The sequence below is a fragment of the Microbacterium sp. IO18 genome (assembly GCF_049099505.1).
GTDB lineage: Bacteria > Actinomycetota > Actinomycetes > Actinomycetales > Microbacteriaceae > Microbacterium > Microbacterium aurugineum.
The window spans coordinates 104516-125342 of sequence record NZ_JBMJAF010000001.1 but is presented as its reverse complement, the minus strand read 5'-3'; the positions used below and the strand labels follow the sequence as shown (position 1 = coordinate 125342).

Sequence of the window (20827 nt, the reverse complement as noted above, 5' to 3'; positions counted from 1 at the left end):
TGTTCCGTCACGCAAGACGTGGAGGGAACAGCGGGTACGCGAAACGGGCCGCCGCACCCGCCCGAAGGCGAGGCGACGACCCGTTTCAGAGACGTGCTTAAGCGTTGCCGCCCGAGAGCTTCTCGCGCAGAGCTGCGAGGGCCTCGTCGTCCGCCAGGGTGCCGGCGCCGGCAACCTCGGTGGCGAAGGCCTGGCCACCGAAGTCTTCTCCGGCTGCGGCCTCGGCCTCGGCCGCCTTGACGACCTGAGCCTTGTGCGCTTCCCAACGAGCCTGGGCTGCAGCGTACTCCTGCTCCCATGCCTCGCGCTGGGCGTCGAAGCCTTCCTTCCACGCACCGGTCTCGGCGTCGAAGCCCTCCGGGTACTTGTACTCGCCGTTCTCGTCGTACTCGGCGAGCATGCCGTACAGAGCCGGGTCGAACTCGGTGCCGTTGGGGTCGACCGACTCGTTGGCCTGCTTCAGCGACAGCGAGATGCGACGACGCTCGAGGTCGATGTCGATGACCTTGACGAAGACCTCTTCGCCGACGGAGACGACCTGCTCAGCCAGCTCGACGTGCTTGCTGGAGAGCTCGGAGATGTGGACGAGGCCCTCGATGCCGTCTGCGACGCGAACGAACGCACCGAACGGAACGAGCTTCGTGACCTTACCCGGCGTGACCTGACCGATCGCGTGGGTGCGGGCGAAGACCTGCCACGGGTCCTCCTGCGTCGCCTTCAGCGACAGGGAGACGCGCTCGCGGTCGAGGTCGACCTCGAGGATCTCGACGGTGACCTCCTGGCCGACCTCGACGACCTCGGAGGCGTGCTCGATGTGCTTCCAGGACAGCTCGGAGACGTGCACGAGGCCGTCCACGCCACCCAGGTCGACGAACGCACCGAAGTTGACGATCGACGAGACGACACCCTTGCGGACCTGACCCTTGTGCAGGTTGTTCAGGAACGTGGTGCGCGACTCCGACTGCGTCTGCTCGAGCAGCGCGCGGCGGCTCAGGACGACGTTGTTGCGGTTCTTGTCGAGCTCGAGGATCTTCGCCTCGATCTCCTGGCCGAGGTACGGCGTGAGGTCGCGGACGCGACGCAGCTCGATGAGCGAAGCCGGGAGGAAGCCACGGAGGCCGATGTCGACGATGAGTCCACCCTTGACGACCTCGATGACCGTACCGGTGACGACGCCGTCGTTCTCCTTGATCTTCTCGACGTCTCCCCATGCACGCTCGTACTGAGCACGCTTCTTGGAGAGGATCAGACGGCCTTCCTTGTCCTCCTTCTGGAGGACGAGTGCCTCGACCAGATCGCCGACAGCGACGACCTCGTTGGGGTCGACGTCGTGCTTGATCGAGAGCTCGCGCGAGGGGATGACACCCTCGGTCTTGTAGCCGACATCAAGGAGGACCTCATCGCGGTCGATCTTGACGATCGTGCCTTCGATGATGTCGCCGTCGTTGAAGAACTTCAGGGTCTTCTCGACCGCGGCCAGGAAGTCCTCAGCAGATCCGATGTCGTTGATGGCGACCTGCTTGGTGGCCGGGGCGGTCGTTGCGGTAGTCATGTAGTGGGTTGTCCTTGTTGAATGGAGACTCGGGCTGAGAGTCAACGACCGCGCACGGCCGACAGCATGCTTCTCAGCAGTTGGATTTTGGTTTTCTCGTCACGAGGGCATGCGCATGCACGCCACGAGTGACGGTTAAGGCTATCAGAAGTTCGCGCACCGCAGGAGTCGGATCCGAACACCCTCCCTGTGGATAACTCGAACCGGCCGAGGCCCATTCCTCCTACGGTGGCGGGGTGACACCGGCTACTCCCCTGACCCCCGCCCTTCCGACGCGACTTGCGATCCTCGTGGCTGCCGTCGCGCTGCTCGTGGGGTGCACCCCCGACCCCGTGCCGACCCCGACCCCGACCGCCGCCTTCGCTTCCGAAGAAGAAGCGTTCGCCGCCGCCGAGGCCACCTACCGCGCGTACAACGACGCGTTGAATCAGGTCGACTTCGCGAAACCTAAGACTTTCGAGCCGGTGTACTCGTTACTCTCGGAGACCGCCGCGGACTCCACCAGGAAGGCGTTCAGCGAGTTTCATGCCGAGGGCATTCGGACGGCCGGTGCTACGCACTACGACTCGTTCATCGGCGTCTCGGCAGATCCGCGCAACGGAGTCATCAATGCGGACGTTTGCACTGACGTAAGCGATGTCGAAGTCACCAACGCTTCAGGCACATCGATAGTGTCGGTAGATCGCCCGCCCCGTCAGTCCATAAGCGTGCGCTTCGTTGCGGGCCCGGGTGGCGACAGCCTGACGATTTCCGAACTGGAATCCTCCGAGGGTGACCGATGCGTACGTTGATCCTCGTGATCGCCTTGTGGATCCCAACTGCGGCGATCTCACTCCCCGCAGCCAGTTCATGCAACGCTGCCGTCTCAATGGTTTCAGGCTGCGCTCAAAACGACGGGAGCCAGTTGACGATCTCAGCCACCGAAACGGAGAATTCTCCGGATGGCGCTTCCCCCGGTTCACCAGGCACCCCCGACGCACCGCCGCCGTGTGTTCCCGATCCGGTCCGGACCACGAGTTGTGGGATCTCGGCGGAACGCGTGACGAACGACGACGGCGTGCCGCTCACGATCACCGATGTCGCACAGTTCGCGCCCGCACCCGTGACGACAGTGGGCGAGCCCGGCAACGTGGGCGTCGCAGGGTTGCCGATGAACTTCGTGGCTTCGGCATCGGTGCAGACTCGCAGCGGCACTCTCCTGGGCCGGCCGGTCAGCGTGCGGTTCTCCCCCGCTCGTTTCGTCTTCTCCTATGGGGATGGGAGCACGGCGACCTCAGCAGGCGGCGGCCAGACGTGGACCGCACTCGGGCAGGCGCCGTTCACCCCGACGCCGACGAGCCATACCTATCGCACACGCGGAACCTTCCTCACCCACGTCACGGCGTACTACACGGCAGAGGTCGACATCGGTGGAGGCTGGTTCCCGGTGGCCGGCGAACTCGCCATCGAGGGTTCCGCGCAGCGGATCCGTATCTATGAGGCCGACACCGCTCTCGTCGCTCGCACCTGTGCCGAGCAACCCCGCGCCACGGGGTGTTGAGCGCCAGGACAGTCCGCTCTCCGCACCCTGCGTCGGACCGCCGTGCCAGACTGTCGTTCGTGACCGATCGACTGATGCTGCTCGACACCGCCAGCCTCTATTTCCGTGCGTTCTACGGTGTCCCCGACAAGGTGACGGCACCCGACGGCTCCCCGATCAATGCCGCTCGCGGTCTCCTCGACATCATCGCCAAGCTCGTCACCCTCTACGAGCCCACACACGTGATCGCCTGCTGGGACGACGACTGGCGACCGCAGTGGCGCGTCGACCTCATCCCCACCTACAAAACCCACCGCGTCGTGGAGGTGGTCGCCAGCGGCCCCGATGTCGAAGAGGTACCCGACCCCCTCGAAGCGCAGATCCCCCTCATCCGTGAGACTTTGGCGGCCATCGGCATTCCCATCATCGGTGTCGCCGAGCACGAGGCCGACGATGTGATCGGCACCCTCGCCACGAAGGCCACGATGCCCGTCGACATCGTCACCGGCGATCGTGACCTGTTCCAGCTCGTGGACGATGCACGCGACGTCCGCGTCATCTACACCGCCCGCGGAATGAGCAACCTCGAGGTCGTGACCGACGCCACCGTCGTCGCGAAGTACGGGGTGCTCCCCTCGCAGTACGCCGATTTTGCGACCATGCGCGGCGATGCTTCGGATGGCCTGCCCGGCGTCGCCGGCGTGGGTGAGAAGACCGCGGCCACCCTGCTGCAGACGCACGCAGACCTGGAGGGCATCCGTGCCGCGGCGAAAGCGGGCGAAGGGATGAGCGCCGGAGTACGGGCGAAGCTGCTCGCCGCGTCCGACTATCTCGACGTCGCCCCGACGGTCGTCGCGGTCGCGACGTCGCTGCCGATCACGGTCCCCGACGTCCCCCTGCGCGTGCTCGACCCCGCGGAGGCGGATGCCGCAACGGCTCTCGCCGAGAGATGGAACCTCGGCGGCTCGATGACGCGTGCCCTCACTGCTGTGTCGAACGCCGCCCTCGCCGCAGACTGACGGCCGGGTTCCGACGGCGAATCACTCCGCCCAGGCGAGCAGCCGCTCGAGACCCCAGGTCGTGACGATACGCGATGACGGGACGCCGGCGCGCTCTGCACGTTCTGCTCCGTGGTCGAGCAGCGAGAGCTGGCCGGGCGCGTGCGCATCCGAATCGATCGAGAACAGGCATCCCTCAGCGAGAGCGATCGCGATCAGATCGTCCGGCGGATCCTGCCGCTCCGGTCGCGAGTTGATCTCGACCGCCACGCCGTTCTCCGCGCAGGCGGCGAAAACGGCCTGGGCATCGAACGTCGACGGAGGGCGCGTTCCTCGGTCGCCCTGCACGAGGCGTCCGGTGCAGTGCCCGAGCACGTTGACCCGAGGGTGCGCGACCGCGGCGATCATGCGTGCGGTCATCGCCCGCGCATCCATGCGCAGTTTGGAATGAACCGACGCCACGACGATGTCCAGCTCGGCGAGCAGACTGCCCTCCTGGTCGAGGCCCCCGTCTTCCAGGATGTCGACCTCGATGCCCGCGAGCAGCGTGAAGCCGTCACCGGATTCCGCGCGGACCAGCGGCATCTGCTCCCGAAGGCGCTCGGCCGACAGCCCCCGAGCGACCCGGAGGCGCGGCGAATGATCGGTGATCGCCTGGTACTCATGTCCGAGCGCCCTGGCAGCGGCAGCCATCACCGAGATCGGTGTGGTCCCGTCCGACCAGTCCGTGTGCGCATGCAGGTCGCCGCGGAGCTTCCCCCGGAGCTCCGACATACGCTCGGGCTCGACATCGCCGCGCAACTCGACGAGGTAGTCGGGGACCTGCCCAGCCTGCGCCTGGCGAATCACCGCGAAGGTGGACTCGCCGATACCTTTGGCTGCACGCAGCCGCGTGGGATCGCGCTGAACGTCGTCGGGCAGATCCCGCAGGGTCGCAGCTGCCTGGCGGAAGGCCTTCGCGCGATACCGCGACGCACGCTCACGCTCCAGCAGGGAGGCGATCTCGAGCAGCGCGTCGACGGGATCCACGGTCACTCCTTCGGTGACGAGAGCTCGCGACTCACACCGATCCACTGGTCGAGCTTCGCGAGCGCGCGCCCATCGTCGATCGCTGCCGACGCCTTCTCGTAGCCCTCGCGCAGGCGCTCCAGAATCGGACGCTGCACCTGACCTGCGTCCTGAGACAGCTCGAAGGCCACGATGCCGGCAGCGGCATTCAGCAGCACGATGTCGCGCACAGCGCCGGGCTCCCCCGCCAGCGTGCGTCGGAGCACCTCCGCGTTGTGCTGGGGCGAGCCACCGATCAGGTCGGCGAGATCGGCGATCGGGATGCCGAGGTCGCGCGGGTCGAGGTCATGCTCGTGGATGTCGCCGCGCGTGACCTCCCAGATCCGGCTGTGCCCGGTCGTGGTGAGTTCGTCGAGGCCGTCGTCCCCACGGAAGACGAGCGCCGTGGCGCCGCGGGTCCGGAAGACACCGGTGATGAGAGGAACGCGCTCGATCTGCGCGACACCTACGGCGTTGGCTTCGGCACGCGCGGGATTGCAGAGCGGCCCGAGCATGTTGAAGACGGTGGGGACGCCCAGCTCTGCGCGCACGGCGCCCGCGTGCTTGAAACCGGGGTGGAACGCGCCCGCCCACGCAAACGTGATGCCGGTGCGGTCGAGGATGGTCGCCACGGCCGCCGGATCGAGGGAGAGCTCGAGTCCCAGCGCCCCGAGGACGTCGGACGAACCCGAGGCCGAGCTCGCGGCGCGATTCCCGTGCTTGACCACCGGAACTCCGGTCGCACCGATGACGATCGCCGCCGTGGTCGACACGTTCACCGTGCCGACGCGGTCGCCGCCCGTTCCCACGATGTCGAGCACATCCGGCGACACCGGGAGGGGAACGGCCGCCTCGAGGATCGCATCACGGAAGCCGACGATCTCATCGATCGTCTCGCCCTTCGCCCGCAATGCGATGAGGAAGCCTGCGAGCTGGGCTTCGCTGACGTCGCCCTGCATGATCTGGCGCATGGCCCAGGTGGACTCCCAGACGCTGAGATCGCGACGCTCCAGCAGAGAAGTGAGCACGTCGGACCAGGTCAGCGAATCAGCCATGTGTGCGATCCTATCGGCGCGGAGAAAACATGCAGATCCTTCCCGTCGGAGCTCCGATCCGCGGCCGACCGCTGTTTCCCGCGGATTCACCAGGTATTCGCAGGGTTTTCTTAGGGTCCCCTAAGTCGAAGACGGGTGAATCGAAGGCCGCTGGTGCAAGAATCACGCCCGAGATCGGCCATAATGGAGGGGTGACGACCTCAGCGACGTATGCCCCGGCGGCGAGAACGATTAAGCGGCCCAACCCGGTAGCTGTCGGCACCATTGTGTGGCTCGGCAGTGAGGTGATGTTCTTCGCGGGACTCTTCGCGATCTACTTCACCCTCCGCAGCACCTCACCGGAGCTGTGGGCTGACCGGACCGAGCTGCTGAACGTCCCGTTCGCCGCAGTGAACACTGCGATCCTGGTCCTGTCCTCGTTCACGTGCCAGATGGGCGTGTTCGCGGCAGAAGACCTGCAGCCCTACAAGATCGGCAAGGGGCAGAAGAACGGCGCCGGCCGCCGTCGTCTGTTCGGCTGGGGAATGGTCGAGTGGTTCTTCCTCACCTTCGCCCTCGGCGCGATCTTCGTGTCCGGCCAGGTCTGGGAGTACGCACAGCTGGTCGCTGAAGGCATGCCGATCGGCGCCGACTCCTACGCCTCGGCGTTCTACCTGACGACCGGCTTCCACGCCCTGCACGTCACCGGTGGGCTCGTCGCGTTCCTGCTCGTCATCGGCCGCGCCTACGCCGTCAAGAACTTCCGGCACAAGGAGGCGACCTCCTCGATCGTGGTGTCCTACTACTGGCACTTCGTCGACGTCGTCTGGATCGTGCTGTTCCTCGTTATCTACTTCCTGAAATAAGAGCGGAGCTGATCCCCGAGATGGCACGAGAGAAGAAGCGCCGTTCCAGCGGTCGTCGCAGCCCTTTGGCGGCGGCCGCGCTCATCGGAGCAGGCCTCATGATCACCGGCGCGGTCTATGCCGGTGCGACCGCTGCATTCGCGGCGTCTGACACGCAGGCTGCGACGACCCAGCTGACCGTCGAAGACGGCGAGAAGCTGTTCACGGCGAACTGCGCCACCTGCCACGGTCTCGACCTGCAGGGAACCGCCAACGGCCCCAGCCTCTACGGCGTCGGCGAGCTGGCGACCGAGTTCCAGCTGTCGACCGGTCGCATGCCTCTGCAGATGCAGGGACCGCAGGCGCCGCAGAAGGAGCCGCAGTTCACCGAAGAGCAGATCCTCGCGATCTCCTCGTTCGTGCAGTCCACGGCCCCCGGCCCGACCTTCCCGGACGAGCGCATCCTCGACGGGGAAGGCGATGTCTCGCACGGAGCCGAACTGTTCCGCGTGAACTGCGCCATGTGCCACAACGTGGCCGCAGCCGGTGGTGCACTCACCGAGGGCAAGTACGCCCCCGCCCTGACCGAGACCAGTGCCCTGCACATCTATGCGGCCATGGTCACCGGCCCGCAGAACATGCCGGTCTTCGGTGACATGAACCTGTCCGACGAGGACAAGCGCGACATCATCTCGGCTCTGCTCTTCCAGCAGCAGTCCGTGCAGGTCGGCGGCTTCTCGCTCGGCTCCCTCGGACCGGTCTCCGAGGGACTGTTCGTGTGGATCTTCGGTATCGGCGCGCTCGTCGCCGCCACCGTGTGGATCACGGCGAAGTCCAACTGACGCTTATTCATCGAAGAGGAACGTACGAGGAGCACCATGGCACACGACGACGACTCGCAGGCTCTTGACAGGGCCTACCAGCCCTCTCCGGGGCTGGGTGTCGCAGTCAGCGATCCCGTGCAGAACCCCGGGCTTCCGCCGCATCGCGAGCGGATGACCGATAAGGACCCGCGCGCTGAGAAGGCCGCTGTCCGCACTGTCTACACGCTGTTCTACCTCTCGCTCGCGGGAAGCATCTGGGCGGTCGCCGCCTACATGCTGTTCCCGATCGAGAGCGGCGCGCTCATCGACATCCGGCAGAACAACCTCTTCATCGGTCTCGGGATCGCTCTCGCGCTCCTGGCCCTCGGAATCGGTGCGATCCACTGGTCCAAGGCGCTCATGTCCGACAAGGAGTTCATCGAGCACCGTCACCCCACGCGCGGCAAGGACTCGACGCGCGAGGCTGCGATCAAGGCCTTCTCCGACGCGAACGAGGAGTCGGGCTTCGGGCGCCGCTCCATGATCCGCAACTCCCTGTTCGCCGCGATCGTCGCCTCGATCATCCCCGGAGTCACGCTGTTCCGTGGCCTCGCACCGCACTCCACGCCTGACGACCCCATCGCCGGTGACCCGGTCGCACTCCTCAAGCACACGATGTGGGAAGAAGGCAGCCGCCTCGTCCGCGACCCCGACGGCACCCCGATCCGCGCTGCGGACGTGACCCTCGGATCCGCGTTCCACGTGATCCCCGAAGAGCTCGCCACGCTCAGTCACCACGACGGCTACCTCGAGGAGAAGGCGAAGGCCATCGTCCTCATGATGCGCCTGCGTCCCGAGCAGCTGATCGAGGCCGAGGACCGCAAGGACTGGTCGTACGACGGCATCGTCGCCTACTCCAAGGTCTGCACGCACGTCGGCTGCCCCGTGGCCCTCTACGAGCAGCAGACGCACCACCTCCTGTGCCCGTGCCACCAGTCGCAGTTCGACGTCACGGACCACGCCAAGGTCATCTTCGGCCCTGCGGCACGTCCGCTGCCGCAGCTGCCCATCACCGTCGATGACGAGGGCTACCTGGTCGCACGCAGCGACTTCAAGGAACCCGTCGGCCCGAGCTTCTGGGAGCGCCATTGAGCACCGCAACGCTGTCCAAAGACGACAACGACACCAAGGCGCCCCTCGGCGGTCGCTTCGTCGGTGCCGCGTCGAACTACATCGATGAGCGCACCAGCATCTCCGGTTTCGTCAAGGAACTCGGACGGAAGATCTTCCCCGACCACTGGTCGTTCATGCTCGGCGAGATCGCGCTGTGGAGCTTCGTCGTCGTGTTCCTCTCCGGAACCTTCCTGACGTTCTTCTTCGACGCGTCGATGGTCGAAACCCACTACACCGGCGCCTACGCTCCGATGCGCGGGATCGAGATGTCGGCGGCTCTCGAGTCTTCGCTGCACATCTCCTTCGATCTGCGAGGCGGCCTCCTGGTCCGTCAGATCCACCACTGGGCCGCTCTGGTGTTCATCGCCGGAATCGGCGTGCACATGCTCCGCGTGTTCTTCACCGGCGCATTCCGCAAGCCGCGCGAGCTCAACTGGGTCATCGGTTTCGTCCTGTTCATCCTCGCGATGGCAGAGGGCTTCACCGGCTACTCGCTCCCCGACGACCTGCTCTCGGGTAACGGCCTCCGCATCATCGACGGCATGATCAAGGGTCTCCCCCTGATCGGCACGTGGACCTCGTTCCTCCTCTTCGGTGGCGAGTTCCCGGGAACCGACATCGTCGGACGTCTGTACACCCTGCACATCCTGTTGCTCCCGATGCTGGTCATCGCGCTGATCGTCGTGCACCTGATGCTGATGATCGTCAACAAGCACACGCAGTTCGCGGGCCCCGGCCGCACGAATGACAACGTCGTGGGCTACCCGATGATGCCGGTGTACATGTCGAAGATGGGCGGCTACCTGTTCATCGTGTTCGGCACCATCGTGCTGATCGCGACGTTCTTCCAGATCAACCCGATCTGGAACTACGGCCCCTACGACCCCTCGCCCGTCTCCGCCGGTACTCAGCCCGACTGGTACATCGGGTTCGCCGACGGCGCGCTGCGCCTGGCTCCGTCGAACTGGGACATCGTGTTCCTCAACCACACGTGGTCGTTCGGGATCATCGCCCCGGTCCTGGTGCTCGGTCTGTTCATCGTGATCGTCGCGATCTATCCCTTCCTCGAGGCATGGGTCACCGGAGACAAGCGCGAGCACCACATCGCTCAGCGTCCCCGCAACGCGGCGACGCGTACGGCGATCGGTGCCGCCGGCGTCATCTTCTACGCGGTCCTGTGGGCAGCAGCCTCGTCCGACCTCATCGCGACGCACTTCATGCTCACGATGGAAGGCGTGATCCACACGCTGCAGGCGCTCCTGTTCCTCGGCCCGATCCTCGGATACTTCGTCACCAAGCGCATCTGCATCGCGCTGCAGAAGAAGGATCGTGAGATCGTCCTGCACGGATACGAGTCCGGACGCATCGTCCGTCTCCCCGGCGGTGAGTTCATCGAGGTGCACCAGCCCGTCGACAAGTACGACCGCTGGAAGCTCATCGACGTCGACAGCTACGAGCCCCTCGTGGTTCGCCCGAACGCCAAGGGCCGCATCCCGTGGACGGAGAACCTCCGTTCCTCGATCTCCCGCTGGTTCTTCGAGGACCGTATCGCTCCGCTCACGCAGGCCGAGGTCGAGGCAGCCGACGCCCACCAGCATCACGTCACGGCTCACAACGAAGAGACCGAGGCCGCAGAGATCCAGGGCGCCCACGAGCGCGCCGGCTTCCCTGACGCCCCGCTCACCGTCGATGAGACGCACGTCGACGAGACGCCGAACACCCCCAGCACGGTGATCGCCACCGAGCCGGTGAAGAAGCCTCGGAAGAACAAGTCGGAGGACGGCGAGTAGTCGCCACTCCCCCATCGAAGAAGGCCCCGCTCACACGAACGGGGCCTTCTTCGTCACCTGCCCGATGAAAGGATCGAACCATGTCATCCGTCGTCCGCCTGATCCGTGCCGACAACCTCGCGGAAACCCCCTACGCCTACGCTGCCACCGCACCGGCCGGATCCCGCCTCATCTTCCTCGCCGGCGCGTGCCCGCTCAACGATGACGGCTCGACCGCTGCGCCCGGAGACTACGCGGCCCAGGCGGCACGCTGCGTCGAGACGCTCAAGGGCGCACTGGAGGTCGCGGGCGCCGACCTGACCGACGTGATCAGCACGCGCGTGCTCGTGGCGTCCACGTCGCAAGCAGACCTCGTCACGGCGTGGGATGTGGTCCATGCCGCGTTCGGCGCGCACGATGTGCCCAGCACCCTGCTGGGCGTGACGGTCCTCGGCTATGACGACCAGCTCGTGGAGATCGAGGCGATCGCCGCCGTCGCCGACGAGTGATCATGGAGGTCTTGATCCGCGAGGCACGTCCCAACGACGACGCAGCCACGGAGCGCATCGAGATCGCCGCGGATACCCTGCTCGTCGAGAGGTTCGGTGCCGTCGACTGGCCGCCGCCCACGCCCCCGCACGAGCGTGCCACGGTGCCCGGGTTCGTACTCGTGGCCGAGCACGACGGCGATGAGACCTCGTCGTCGGACCTCATCGGCTTCGCGCATGTTCTGGAAATCGAGGGAGGCACCCACCTCGAGCAGCTCTCGGTGCTTCCGGAGTTCGGGCGACGCGGTATCGGACGCCGACTGCTGGCGGCTGCGATGGCGGAGGCCCGACGTCGTGGCAGCTCGAGGATGACGCTTCGCACCTATGCGGATGTCCCCTGGAATGCGCCGTTCTACGCGTCCTGCGGTTTCGCCGTGACGACGCCGGACACCCCTCTGCTGTGCAGCCTGGTCCAGGTCGAGGAGGAGCTCGGTCTCCTGCGCCACGGGCCCCGCGTGCAGATGACGGTACGCCTCTGACCGCGGCGGCGATATCGCTGACCGTTTTCGCACGCCGATCGGCAGGAACACGAAGGACGCCGCGGAGCTCGGCGAAATAGGCTGGGCACATGATCGACCGTGCCGACTACTACGCCGCCAAACTCGCCTACGAGACCGACGCCAGCGATGTCCATGCAGCCCGTCAGGCTCAGACCGACATCGTCGTGGTCGATGTACGGTCCGAAGAGGCATGGGCACAGGGGCGCGTGGCCGGTGCCATCCATATTCACTACAGCGAGATCGCGGCGAGAGCACCGCGTGAGATCTCCCCCGACGCCGAGGTCGTGGTGTACTGCTGGAGCCCCGGCTGCAACGCCGGTGCTAAGGGCGCACTCGAGTTCTCCCGACTGGGCTACAACGTGCGTGAGATGATCGGCGGCTTCGAGTACTGGGTGCGCGAAGGCTATCCGGTCGAAGACGCCGACGGGACGCACCGACGTCCGGTCGACCCACTGACCGGGATTGCGCGCATCCGAACCCGCGCCTGATCGCCTCGCGCTGAACATGAAGAAGGCCCCCGGACGGATCCGGGGGCCTTCTCGACGTCAGTCGCGTCAGCGAGCGAAGTTGCCGCGGTAGTACTCGTACACCCAGCCGACGATCGCGACGACGAAGATCGCGAGACCGATCGGGAGCAGGAAGTGCCCCACAGCCAGGCCGACGACGAAGACTCCCGCAGAAGCGGCAAGCACGATCGGCCACCAGGACCACGGGCTGAACTCGCCGAGCTCGGGGTCGCCGTCGTCGATGTCCGCGGTGAGGATGTCTTCGGGGAGCTCACCGCTCTGCGCCTTGTGCGTGCGGTCCAGGTAGAACGCGATCATCGCGGCCATGAACGCCGAGAAGAACAAAGCGACCGTACCGACCCACTCGATCCGCATGGCGAAGTTGTCCGCCGGCGTGGCCAGGATGTGCCAGCCGGTGTAGATGACACCGACGAGGGCGAAGAACGCCGTCAGGATCCACCAGAGAATGACATTGTCGCGCATGACTTAGTGGGCCTCTCGCTCGCCGGGTGCCGTGGTCGCGAACTCGGCGGCCTCCGGGTGGTTCAGGTCGAACGCAGGACGCTCGCTGCGAATGCGCGGGATCGACGTGAAGTTGTGACGCGGCGGCGGGCAGGACGTCGCCCATTCGAGCGAAGCGCCGTACCCCCACGGGTCGTTGACCGTGACCTTCGGTGCCTTGCGAGCCGTGATCCAGACGTTCAGGAAGAACGGAAGCATCGAAGCGCCGAGGATGATCGCACCGATCGTCGACACCTGGTTCTGCCAGGTCCAGCCGTCGGCGGCCGAGTAGTCCGCGTAGCGACGGACCATTCCGTCGACACCCAGCCAGTGCTGGATGAGGAACGTCATGTGGAAGCCGATGAAGAGCAACCAGAAGTGCACGTAGCCGAGACGCTCGTTGAGCATGCGCCCGGTCCACTTGGGCCACCAGAAGTAGAAGCCGGCGAACATGGCGAACACGACCGTACCGAACACCACGTAGTGGAAGTGCGCGACGACGAAGTAGGAGTCGGAGAGCGCGAAGTCCAGCGGCGGGGCCGCCAGGATCACACCGGTCAGACCACCGAAGACGAACGAGACCAGGAACCCGAGGGCGAACACCATCGGCGTCTCGAAGGTCACGGACCCTCGCCAGAGCGTTCCGATCCAGTTGAAGATCTTCACGCCGGTCGGCACCGCGATGAGCATCGTCATCAGAGCGAAGAACGGCAGCAGGACCGAGCCGGTGACGTACATGTGGTGAGCCCACACCGCCACCGAGAGCGCGGCGATCGCGATCGTGGCGTAGACGAGCGTCTTGTACCCGAAGATCGGCTTGCGGCTGAAGACCGGGAAGATCTCCGACACGATGCCGAAGAACGGCAGGGCGATGATGTAGACCTCAGGGTGCCCGAAGAACCAGAACAGGTGCTGCCAGAGCAGGACACCACCGTTGGCCGGATCGTAGATGTGAGCGCCCAGGATACGGTCCGCGGCTGCGGCGAAGATGGCCGCAGCGAGAACCGGGAACGCCATCAGGATCAGGAGGCTCGTGATGAGCGTGTTCCACGAGAAGATCGGCATGCGCCACATCGTCATACCGGGAGCACGCATCGTGATGATCGTGGTGATGAAGTTGACGGCACCGAGGATCGTTCCGAAACCGGAGATTCCCAGTCCCACCATCCACAGGTTCCCACCGGCACCCGGCGAGAAGGACGCGCCGGCGAGTGGCTGATAGGCGAACCATCCGAAGGAGGCCGCACCCTGCGGCGTGAGGAAGCCCGCGACCGCGATGGTCGAGCCGAAGAGGAAGAGCCAGAAGGCGAAGGCGTTCAGACGCGGGAAGGCGACGTCGGGCGCACCGATCTGCAGCGGAAGGATCGCGTTGGCGAAACCTGCGAACAGCGGCGTCGCGAACATCAGCAGCATGATCGTGCCGTGCATCGTGAACAGCTGGTTGTACTGCTCCTTCGTCGGGATGATCTGCATGCCCGGCGCGAACAGCTCAGCACGGATGACGAGGGCCATCACACCACCGAGGAGGAAGAACATCACCGAGGCGATCAGGTACATGTACCCGATGGTCTTGTGGTCGGTGGACGTGATCCACTTGACGACGATGTTGCCCTTCTGCTCCACGCGCGAGGAGCTCATGAGAGCGGCCTGGCGGGCGGGCAGACTGGTGGGACGAGATCTGGGAGCCTCGTCGGTACGGGGAGCTTCAGTGGTCGACATGGCTTACTCCCCTCCTTCCTCGGTGTCGGTCGTCGGGGTCGTTCCCGGGAAGTTCGAGAGACGGTCATAGGCGTCGGTGATGTCGCCCGTGTTGCCCTTCTCTTCGAGCGTCTGGAGGTAGGCCTCGTAATCGTCCTCGGAGACGACCTTCACGTTGAAGAGCATCATCGAGTGGTATTCACCGCAGAGCTCGGCGCACTTGCCGGCGTACTCGCCCTCGCGGGTCGGGATGAAGGACCACGAGTTGTCCTTCCCGATGTACATGTCCTTCTTGTAGAGGAAGTCGATGATCCAGAAGGAGTGGATGACGTCACGCGACTGAAGGTTGATCGTGACCTTCTTGTCGACGGGCAGCACCAGCGTGGGCAGCTGCGCCTGGTCGATGTTGCCGTCCTTGTCGGGCTGAGCCTGGATGCCCATCGTCCAGACGGCGTCGGAGTTGTCCTCTTCGTCGCCGTCGTACTGGAAGTCCCACGCCCACTGCTTGGCGATCGCGGTGATCTCGACGTCGGGTTCGTCCCACTTGGCTTCGATCGCGGTCTGGTCGCGAGCCGTGAAGAAGAACATGCCCAGCACGAGGATGAGCGGCACGATCGTGTAGAAGATCTCGATCGGCATGTTGTAGCGCATCTGCACCGGCAGGCCGGTCTGGCCCTTGCGACGGCGGTACGCGATCGCAGCCCAGGCCATCAGGCCCCAGGTGATGATTCCGACGGCGAGGAGCACGATCCACGAGTTCACCCAGAGCGATGAGACGCGCTCGGTCTGATTGGTGGCTGCGGGGCCACCCTCCACGAAGCCCGGAAGAAAGCCGTTCAGCTCGGTGGGAGAGCATCCCGCCAGGGCCAAGGCTGCCGCAACTCCCACAGGGAGGGCGGCCCAACGAAGGCTGCGTTTCGAGGGCACGATGCACCTTTCAGATCGCGAACAGAGCACACCCAAGTCTAGGGCAACCTCACACCTGATTCATGCCATCCACGCAGGTTGCCGGATGCAGAACGGCCGCCGTCACCGATCGGTGACAGCGGCCGTGGTCCGCGAAGCGAGGATCAGTGGAAGCTGTCGCCGCACGCGCAGCTACCCGCTGCGTTGGGGTTGTCGATCGTGAAGCCCTGCTCGGAGATCGTGTCCTTGAAGTCGATCGCCGCACCATCGAGGTACGGGACGCTCATGTTGTCGATGATCACCTCGACGCCGTCGAAGTCGACGGTCTCATCGCCTTCGAGGTAGCGCTCGTCGAAGTACAGCTGATAGATCAGGCCCGAGCAGCCACCGGGCTGCACGGCGACGCGGAGGCGCAGATCGTCGCGCCCCTCCTGTTCGAGGAGGTTCTTCACCTTCGTGGCGGCAGCGTCGGTCAGGGTGACGCCGTGTGCGCGGGTGGTCTCTGGGGAGAGGGTGGTGTCGCTCATGTCGCTCCTTGTGACGGGCCGCAGGTGCACGGCTTCTCGGACGATTCTACCGCCGCAGATGCTGTGAGGCTCAGAGTTCGGTGGCATTCATCCGAGCCAGGAGCAGAGCCTCGCTCGCGACGGCATGGCGGAACGTGTCCAGGTGCAGCGACTCGTTCGGGCTGTGGGCCCGCGAGTGGGGGTCTTCGACACCGGTCACCAGGATCTGCGCGGCGGGAAATTCCCGTACCAGATCCGCGATGAAGGGGATGGATCCGCCCACGCCGAGGTCGACCGGAGCGACTCCGTAGCCGTCGCGCATCGCGTCACGGGTCAACGCCACGGCCCACCCGCTCGTGTCGACCAGGAAGCCGTCGCCGAGATCGACGTCGGAGAAGGTGAGTTCCGCGCCGAACGGTGCATGGGCGCGGAGGTGGGCTTCGAGCGCCTCGTAGGCTTCCTGCCCCGTCTGGCCCGGTGCGACACGAGCACTGATCACCACGGTGACCTCGGGAAGGAGCGTGTTGGAGGCTGCGGCGACGGTCGTGGAATCGATACCGATGACGGTGACCGCGGGCTTGTTCCAGATCCGGCTGAGGATCGTCCCGTTGCCGATCGGTGTGGTGGCGGGAAGCAGTCCGGCCTCATCCCGCAGCGTCGCCTCGGTGTAGTCCGGAGTGGCCGCATCGCGCGCGGTCATCCCCTCGACCGCGACCGCCCCGTCCTCATCCCAGAGCGTCGCGAGCAGCGTGACGGTGGCCATCATCGCGTCGGGCACCGCACCGCCGAACATCCCCGAGTGCGACGCGTGGTCGAGTGTGCGCACACGCAGCGTGAAGCGCGCGTTGCCGCGCAGCGAGACCGTGAGTCCCGGCGTCACGGAGTCCCAGTTGCCGGAGTCCGCCACGACGATCGCGTCTGCGCGCAGAGCCTCCTTGTTGTCGGAGAGGAACTGCGCGAAGGAGCGGGAACCGTACTCCTCCTCCCCCTCGATGAACATCGCGATACCCAGGTCGAGATCGTCCCCGAGGACCTCGCTGACCGCCCGGATCGACGCGATGTGCGCCATGACCCCCGCTTTGTCATCCGCCGCACCACGCCCGTAGAGACGTCCGTCCCGCACCGTCGGCTCGAACGGCGGCGTCTCCCACAGGGCGTCGTCCCCCGGAGGCTGCACGTCGTGGTGCGCGTAGAGGAGGATCGTCGGCTTCCCGTTCCGCGCCGCACGGGTGGCGAGGACCGCCGGCTGCCCCTGCTCGTCGGTGCCGGGGATCGCTGCGCGCAGCACACGGACCTCATCGAAGACACCGGTCTCCTCAGCCAGTGACGCGACAGCGGCCGCGCTGCGCTCCAGTTGCGTCTGATCGAACGCCGGCCATGCCATCCCGGGGATCCGCACGAGGTGTCCGAGATCCGACAGCGCAGCAGGGATTCCGGTGGCCACGGCTTCGAGAACGGCGGCATCGGGCTCAGGGGGAAGAACAGGAGAGGTCATGCGAGTAATCTTAAGGTGATCCCCCGCCAGCGAACCGAGGAACTCCGTGTCCACTAACCCCGCCTCCCCTTCGACGAACGACGACGCCTCCGAGACGACTGCCGTCGGCAAGGGGCGCGCGACGCCGACCCGCGCGGAGCAAGAGGCAGCACGTCGCCGCCCGCTGGTCGCCAACACCAAAGAGGCGAAGGCGGCTGCCAAAGCCGAGCTCAACGAGCGTCGCGCTCGCGCCCAGGCCGGCATGGCCGCCGGCGAGGAGAAGTACCTCCCGGTCCGCGACAAGGGCCCGCAGCGCCGCTGGGTGCGCGACTACGTGGACGCGGGGTGGCACCCGGCCGAGTTCGTGATGGGCGTCATGGTGCTGGTCATCCTCGCCTCGCTCCTGCCGACGAACATGATGATCTCGTTCTACGCCTACATCGTCATGATGGGGTATCTCGTGATCGCCATCGGCGGCATGGTGCTGCTCGGGATGCGGGTCAAGCGGAAGGCCGCAGCGAAGTTCGGCAAGGAGCGCCTCGAGCGCGGCCTCGGCTGGTACGCCGCGATGCGCGCGCTGCAGATGCGCTTCATGCGACTGCCGAAGCCGCAGGTCAAGCGCGGCCAGTACCCCGACTGACCAGCCCCCTGTTGATCTCGCGGCCCCAGAACGGACCGCGGTACAGGAATCCCGTGTAACCCTGCACGAGAGTGGCACCGGCCTGCAGACGCTCCTGCACATCGGCCGGAGTCTCGACTCCACCGACCGCGATCACGCAGAACTCTGCCGGTACGGCGTCACGCACGATCCGGAGCACTTCGAGCGAGCGCTTCTTCAGCGGCGCCCCCGACAGTCCGCCCGCGCCCGCGGCTTCGATCGACGCCGCGTCCGTGAGCAGTCCGTCTCGACTGATCGTGGTGTTGTGCGCGATGATTCCGGCGAGCCCCTCGGCCACGGCCAACTCCGCGATGGCGGTGATCTCGTCATCCGGAAGATCCGGAGCGATCTTGACGAGCAGCGGCGTGGACCCCGATGCTTCCTTGACCGCCCGGAGCAACGGTGCCAGCGTCTCCACTGCCTGCAGCCCGCGCAGTCCCGGGGTGTTCGGCGAGGACACGTTCACCGCGAGGTAGTCGGCCAGCGGGGCGAGGCGGGTTGCCGAGGCCACGTAGTCGGCGGTCGCATCCTCGACGTCCACGATGCGGCTCTTGCCGATGTTGACGCCGATCACCGTGTCCGGTGCGCCACGGCGCAGTCGAGCGAGGCGACGGGCGACCGCATCAGCGCCGTCGTTGTTGAAGCCCATCCGGTTGACGACGGCGCGGTCCGCCAACAGACGGAACAGACGCGGCTTGGGATTCCCCTCCTGCGGGATCGCCGTCACGGTACCGATCTCCACGTGGCCGAACCCGAGTGCCGCCAGTCCGCGGACACCGACGGCGTTCTTGTCGAAACCGGCCGCGATGCCGAACGGCGATGGGAAGCTGAGCCCGAGTGCGTCGACACGCAAGGACGGATCCGGCGCGGTCAGGGCACGGGTCGCCCAGGAGAACGGGGGCACTCCGAGGACGCGGATCACCGCCATGCCGGCGTGATGGGTGAACTCGGGATCGAAGCGCGAGAGGACAGCGCGGAAGAGCAGCGGATACATCCCTGCCAGATTACCGCTCCTCGGCCTCCTGCTTCGTGTGGTCGGCGCGGAGGTCGGTGATCGCCGCCTCGAAGTCCTCGAGCGAGTCGAACGCCTGGTAGACGCTGGCGAAGCGGAGGAACGCGACCTCATCGAGATCACGCAGCGGACCGAGGATGGCCAGACCGATCTCGTTCGTGTCGAGCTGCGACACCCCCGTCTGGCGAACAGCCTCCTCCACGCGCTGCGCGAGGATGGCGAGGTCGGCCTCGGTCACCGGCCGTCCCTGACACGCCTTGCGCACGCCGGAGATGACCTTCTCCCGGCTGAAAGGCTCCATCACGCCGGAACGCTTGATGACGTTGAGGCTCGCCGTCTCGGTGGTCGTGAAACGGCCCCCGCACTCCGGGCACTGACGACGCCGCCTGATCGAGAGCCCGTCGTCACTCGTGCGGGAATCGATGACGCGGGAGTCGGGATGACGGCAGAAGGGGCAGTGCATCTGACCGATCCTACGCGGTGAAGCGCGCCTCGATCGCCTCACCGTGCGCCGGCAGCGCCTCGGACTCGGCGAGTGCGACGACCCCCGCTCGGACAGCGGCCAGTGCGGCCCTGTCGTAGGAGATCACCTGCTGAGGACGCAGGAACGTGTACGCGCCGAGTCCCGGTGCATACCGCGCCTGACCGCCGGTCGGGAGCACGTGGTTGCTCCCCGCCATGTAGTCCCCCAGGCTCACCGGCGTCTGGTCTCCGACGAAGACCGCTCCGGCGCTCGTGAAGGCCGACGCGGCGCTCTCGGCATCGGCGAGGTGGAGTTCGAGGTGCTCGGGCGCGTAGGCGTTGCTGAACGCGGTCGCCATGGCGCGATCGTCGACGAGGACGATCGCCGACTGCGGTCCTCCCAAGGACGCGGCGACACGCTCGCTGTGACGGGTGAGGACGGAGATCCGCTCGACTTCGGTGGCGACGCGTGCAGCGAGCTCGGCGGCGTCCGTGACCAGTACCGCGGACGCCTGTTCGTCGTGCTCCGCCTGGCTCACGAGGTCGGCGGCGATGAGGCGCGGATCGGCATCGGCATCGGCGACGACCAGGATCTCGGTCGCGCCGGCCTCCGAGTCCGTCCCGACGACGCCGGCGACCGCGCGCTTGGCGGAGGCGACGTAGTTGTTGCCGGGCCCGGAGACGACGTCGACGGGGTCGAGCCCGAGCGAGGCGACACCGTGCGCGAACGCGCCGATCGCCCCCGCTCCGCCCATCGCATAGACCTCGGTCACGCCCAGCAGGGCGGCCGCGGCGAGGATCGTCGGGTGGATTCGCCCTCCCTGATCCGCCTGCGGCGGCGATGCCAATGCGATCTGCTCCACACCTGCCACCTGAGCCGGCACGACGTTCATGATCACGCTGGACGGGTAGACCGCTTTCCCACCGGGGATGTACACACCCACGCGGTGGACGGGCTGCCAGCGCTGCGTGATGACGGCACCGTCGCCGATGCGGGTGACCTGCGAAGCCGGCACCTGGGCTGCGGAGGCCAGTCGCACGCGGCGAATCGCCTCCTCGAGAGCGGTACGCACTTCGGGGGCGAGGTCGGCCAGCGCCTCGTCGATGTGCGCGGCAGGAACCCGGACGGAGTGTCCGGCGACCCGGTCGAAGCGTTCCGCCTGCTCACGGAGAGCGGCCTCACCGCGGTCGCGGACGTCGTCGACGAGGCGGGCGGCGGTGTCGAGCGCCTCGGCACGCGCCTGTGTGGCGCGCGGTACGGCGGCGAGCATGTCAGCGGGCGAGAGCTCGCGCCCCCGCAGATCGATCGTGCGCAT

22 protein-coding genes are annotated in these 20827 nt (G+C 66.4%); 11 read left to right on the top strand and 11 right to left on the bottom strand.

Features of this window, described 5'->3' with window-relative positions; genetic code table 11:
* Positions 1 to 97: 97 nt before the first annotated feature.
* Positions 98 to 1552 carry a 30S ribosomal protein S1 gene (rpsA, locus tag ACLF6J_RS00640; protein WP_047524042.1) on the bottom strand — a complete coding sequence of 485 codons (1455 nt, stop codon included), beginning with the start codon at positions 1550 to 1552 and terminating at the stop codon, positions 98 to 100.
* A 290-nt stretch (positions 1553 to 1842) separates the two neighbouring features.
* Between rpsA and ACLF6J_RS00635 the strand changes: the two genes are divergently transcribed.
* The 3 genes from ACLF6J_RS00635 to ACLF6J_RS00625 all read left to right on the top strand — a co-directional run bounded on the left by ACLF6J_RS00635 (position 1843) and on the right by ACLF6J_RS00625 (position 4090).
* Positions 1843 to 2343, top strand: coding sequence for a hypothetical protein (locus ACLF6J_RS00635; RefSeq protein WP_134351491.1), 501 nt, complete (start codon positions 1843 to 1845; stop codon positions 2341 to 2343).
* A gap of 248 nt (positions 2344 to 2591) precedes the next feature.
* Entirely contained in the window at positions 2592 to 3092 is a 501-nt protein-coding gene (locus tag ACLF6J_RS00630; protein ID WP_244093464.1) for a hypothetical protein, read from the top strand.
* A gap of 59 nt (positions 3093 to 3151) precedes the next feature.
* Positions 3152 to 4090: a 5'-3' exonuclease gene (locus ACLF6J_RS00625; RefSeq protein ID WP_134351495.1), complete on the top strand. Its 939-nt coding sequence runs from the start codon at positions 3152 to 3154 to the stop codon at positions 4088 to 4090.
* 21 nt (positions 4091 to 4111) lie between these two features.
* Here the strand turns inward: ACLF6J_RS00625 and ACLF6J_RS00620 are convergent, their stop codons facing one another.
* Entirely contained in the window at positions 4112 to 5098 is a 987-nt protein-coding gene (locus ACLF6J_RS00620) for a PHP domain-containing protein (protein ID WP_194239259.1), read from the bottom strand.
* A 2-nt stretch (positions 5099 to 5100) separates the two neighbouring features.
* Entirely contained in the window at positions 5101 to 6171 is a 1071-nt protein-coding gene (trpD, locus tag ACLF6J_RS00615) for an anthranilate phosphoribosyltransferase (RefSeq protein WP_134351497.1), read from the bottom strand.
* A 287-nt stretch (positions 6172 to 6458) separates the two neighbouring features.
* Between trpD and ACLF6J_RS00610 the strand changes: the two genes are divergently transcribed.
* The 7 genes from ACLF6J_RS00610 (at position 6459) to ACLF6J_RS00580 (ending at position 12276) form a co-directional block, all read left to right on the top strand.
* A complete protein-coding gene (locus ACLF6J_RS00610; RefSeq protein WP_226533298.1) occupies positions 6459 to 7016 on the top strand; it encodes a cytochrome c oxidase subunit 3 in 558 nt (185 codons plus the stop codon).
* Positions 7017 to 7036: 20 nt separating this feature from the next.
* Positions 7037 to 7837, top strand: coding sequence for a c-type cytochrome (locus ACLF6J_RS00605; RefSeq protein ID WP_047524047.1), 801 nt, complete (start codon positions 7037 to 7039; stop codon positions 7835 to 7837).
* A 36-nt stretch (positions 7838 to 7873) separates the two neighbouring features.
* Positions 7874 to 8950, top strand: a complete 1077-nt coding sequence (locus ACLF6J_RS00600; RefSeq protein WP_134351499.1) for a ubiquinol-cytochrome c reductase iron-sulfur subunit — start codon at positions 7874 to 7876, stop codon at positions 8948 to 8950.
* On the top strand, positions 8947 to 10761 hold the full coding sequence (locus tag ACLF6J_RS00595) for a cytochrome b (protein WP_134351501.1): 1815 nt from the start codon (positions 8947 to 8949) through the stop codon (positions 10759 to 10761). The genes ACLF6J_RS00600 and ACLF6J_RS00595 overlap by 4 nt, the downstream gene beginning before the upstream one ends.
* Before the next feature lie 80 nt (positions 10762 to 10841).
* Positions 10842 to 11249, top strand: coding sequence for a RidA family protein (locus ACLF6J_RS00590; protein ID WP_134351503.1), 408 nt, complete (start codon positions 10842 to 10844; stop codon positions 11247 to 11249).
* A 2-nt stretch (positions 11250 to 11251) separates the two neighbouring features.
* Positions 11252 to 11767, top strand: a complete 516-nt coding sequence (locus ACLF6J_RS00585) for a GNAT family N-acetyltransferase (protein WP_421076803.1) — start codon at positions 11252 to 11254, stop codon at positions 11765 to 11767.
* Positions 11768 to 11856: 89 nt separating this feature from the next.
* Positions 11857 to 12276: a rhodanese-like domain-containing protein gene (locus ACLF6J_RS00580; protein ID WP_134351507.1), complete on the top strand. Its 420-nt coding sequence runs from the start codon at positions 11857 to 11859 to the stop codon at positions 12274 to 12276.
* Between the two features lie 66 nt (positions 12277 to 12342).
* Here the strand turns inward: ACLF6J_RS00580 and ACLF6J_RS00575 are convergent, their stop codons facing one another.
* The 5 genes from ACLF6J_RS00575 to ACLF6J_RS00555 all read right to left on the bottom strand — a co-directional run bounded on the left by ACLF6J_RS00575 (position 12343) and on the right by ACLF6J_RS00555 (position 17400).
* Positions 12343 to 12777 carry a cytochrome c oxidase subunit 4 gene (locus ACLF6J_RS00575; RefSeq protein WP_047524053.1) on the bottom strand — a complete coding sequence of 145 codons (435 nt, stop codon included), beginning with the start codon at positions 12775 to 12777 and terminating at the stop codon, positions 12343 to 12345.
* Between the two features lie 3 nt (positions 12778 to 12780).
* A complete protein-coding gene (ctaD, locus tag ACLF6J_RS00570) occupies positions 12781 to 14514 on the bottom strand; it encodes a cytochrome c oxidase subunit I (protein WP_047524054.1) in 1734 nt (577 codons plus the stop codon).
* A gap of 3 nt (positions 14515 to 14517) precedes the next feature.
* Positions 14518 to 15420: a cytochrome c oxidase subunit II gene (gene coxB, locus ACLF6J_RS00565; RefSeq protein ID WP_047524055.1), complete on the bottom strand. Its 903-nt coding sequence runs from the start codon at positions 15418 to 15420 to the stop codon at positions 14518 to 14520.
* A gap of 143 nt (positions 15421 to 15563) precedes the next feature.
* Positions 15564 to 15926, bottom strand: a complete 363-nt coding sequence (erpA, locus tag ACLF6J_RS00560; RefSeq protein WP_017830247.1) for an iron-sulfur cluster insertion protein ErpA — start codon at positions 15924 to 15926, stop codon at positions 15564 to 15566.
* 70 nt (positions 15927 to 15996) lie between these two features.
* Positions 15997 to 17400: a dipeptidase gene (locus ACLF6J_RS00555; RefSeq protein WP_134351509.1), complete on the bottom strand. Its 1404-nt coding sequence runs from the start codon at positions 17398 to 17400 to the stop codon at positions 15997 to 15999.
* Positions 17401 to 17446: 46 nt separating this feature from the next.
* On the opposite strand from ACLF6J_RS00555, the gene ACLF6J_RS00550 reads away from it, so the two are divergent.
* The gene (locus tag ACLF6J_RS00550) at positions 17447 to 18019 is read left to right on the top strand and encodes a DUF3043 domain-containing protein (RefSeq protein WP_047524057.1); all 573 of its coding nucleotides are present in this window, start codon (positions 17447 to 17449) and stop codon (positions 18017 to 18019) included.
* Here ACLF6J_RS00550 and ACLF6J_RS00545 read toward each other — a convergent pair.
* From ACLF6J_RS00545 to hisD, 3 genes are read right to left on the bottom strand one after another with little or no spacing between them, the layout of a single operon-like run.
* Positions 17994 to 19031 carry a quinone-dependent dihydroorotate dehydrogenase gene (locus ACLF6J_RS00545; RefSeq protein ID WP_131491274.1) on the bottom strand — a complete coding sequence of 346 codons (1038 nt, stop codon included), beginning with the start codon at positions 19029 to 19031 and terminating at the stop codon, positions 17994 to 17996. The genes ACLF6J_RS00550 and ACLF6J_RS00545 overlap by 26 nt on opposite strands.
* A 10-nt stretch (positions 19032 to 19041) precedes the next feature.
* Positions 19042 to 19512: a transcriptional regulator NrdR gene (nrdR, locus tag ACLF6J_RS00540; RefSeq protein ID WP_047524059.1), complete on the bottom strand. Its 471-nt coding sequence runs from the start codon at positions 19510 to 19512 to the stop codon at positions 19042 to 19044.
* Between the two features lie 10 nt (positions 19513 to 19522).
* Positions 19523 to 20827 (bottom strand): histidinol dehydrogenase, encoded by a 1305-nt coding sequence (gene hisD, locus ACLF6J_RS00535; protein WP_047524060.1) that lies wholly within the window; start codon positions 20825 to 20827, stop codon positions 19523 to 19525.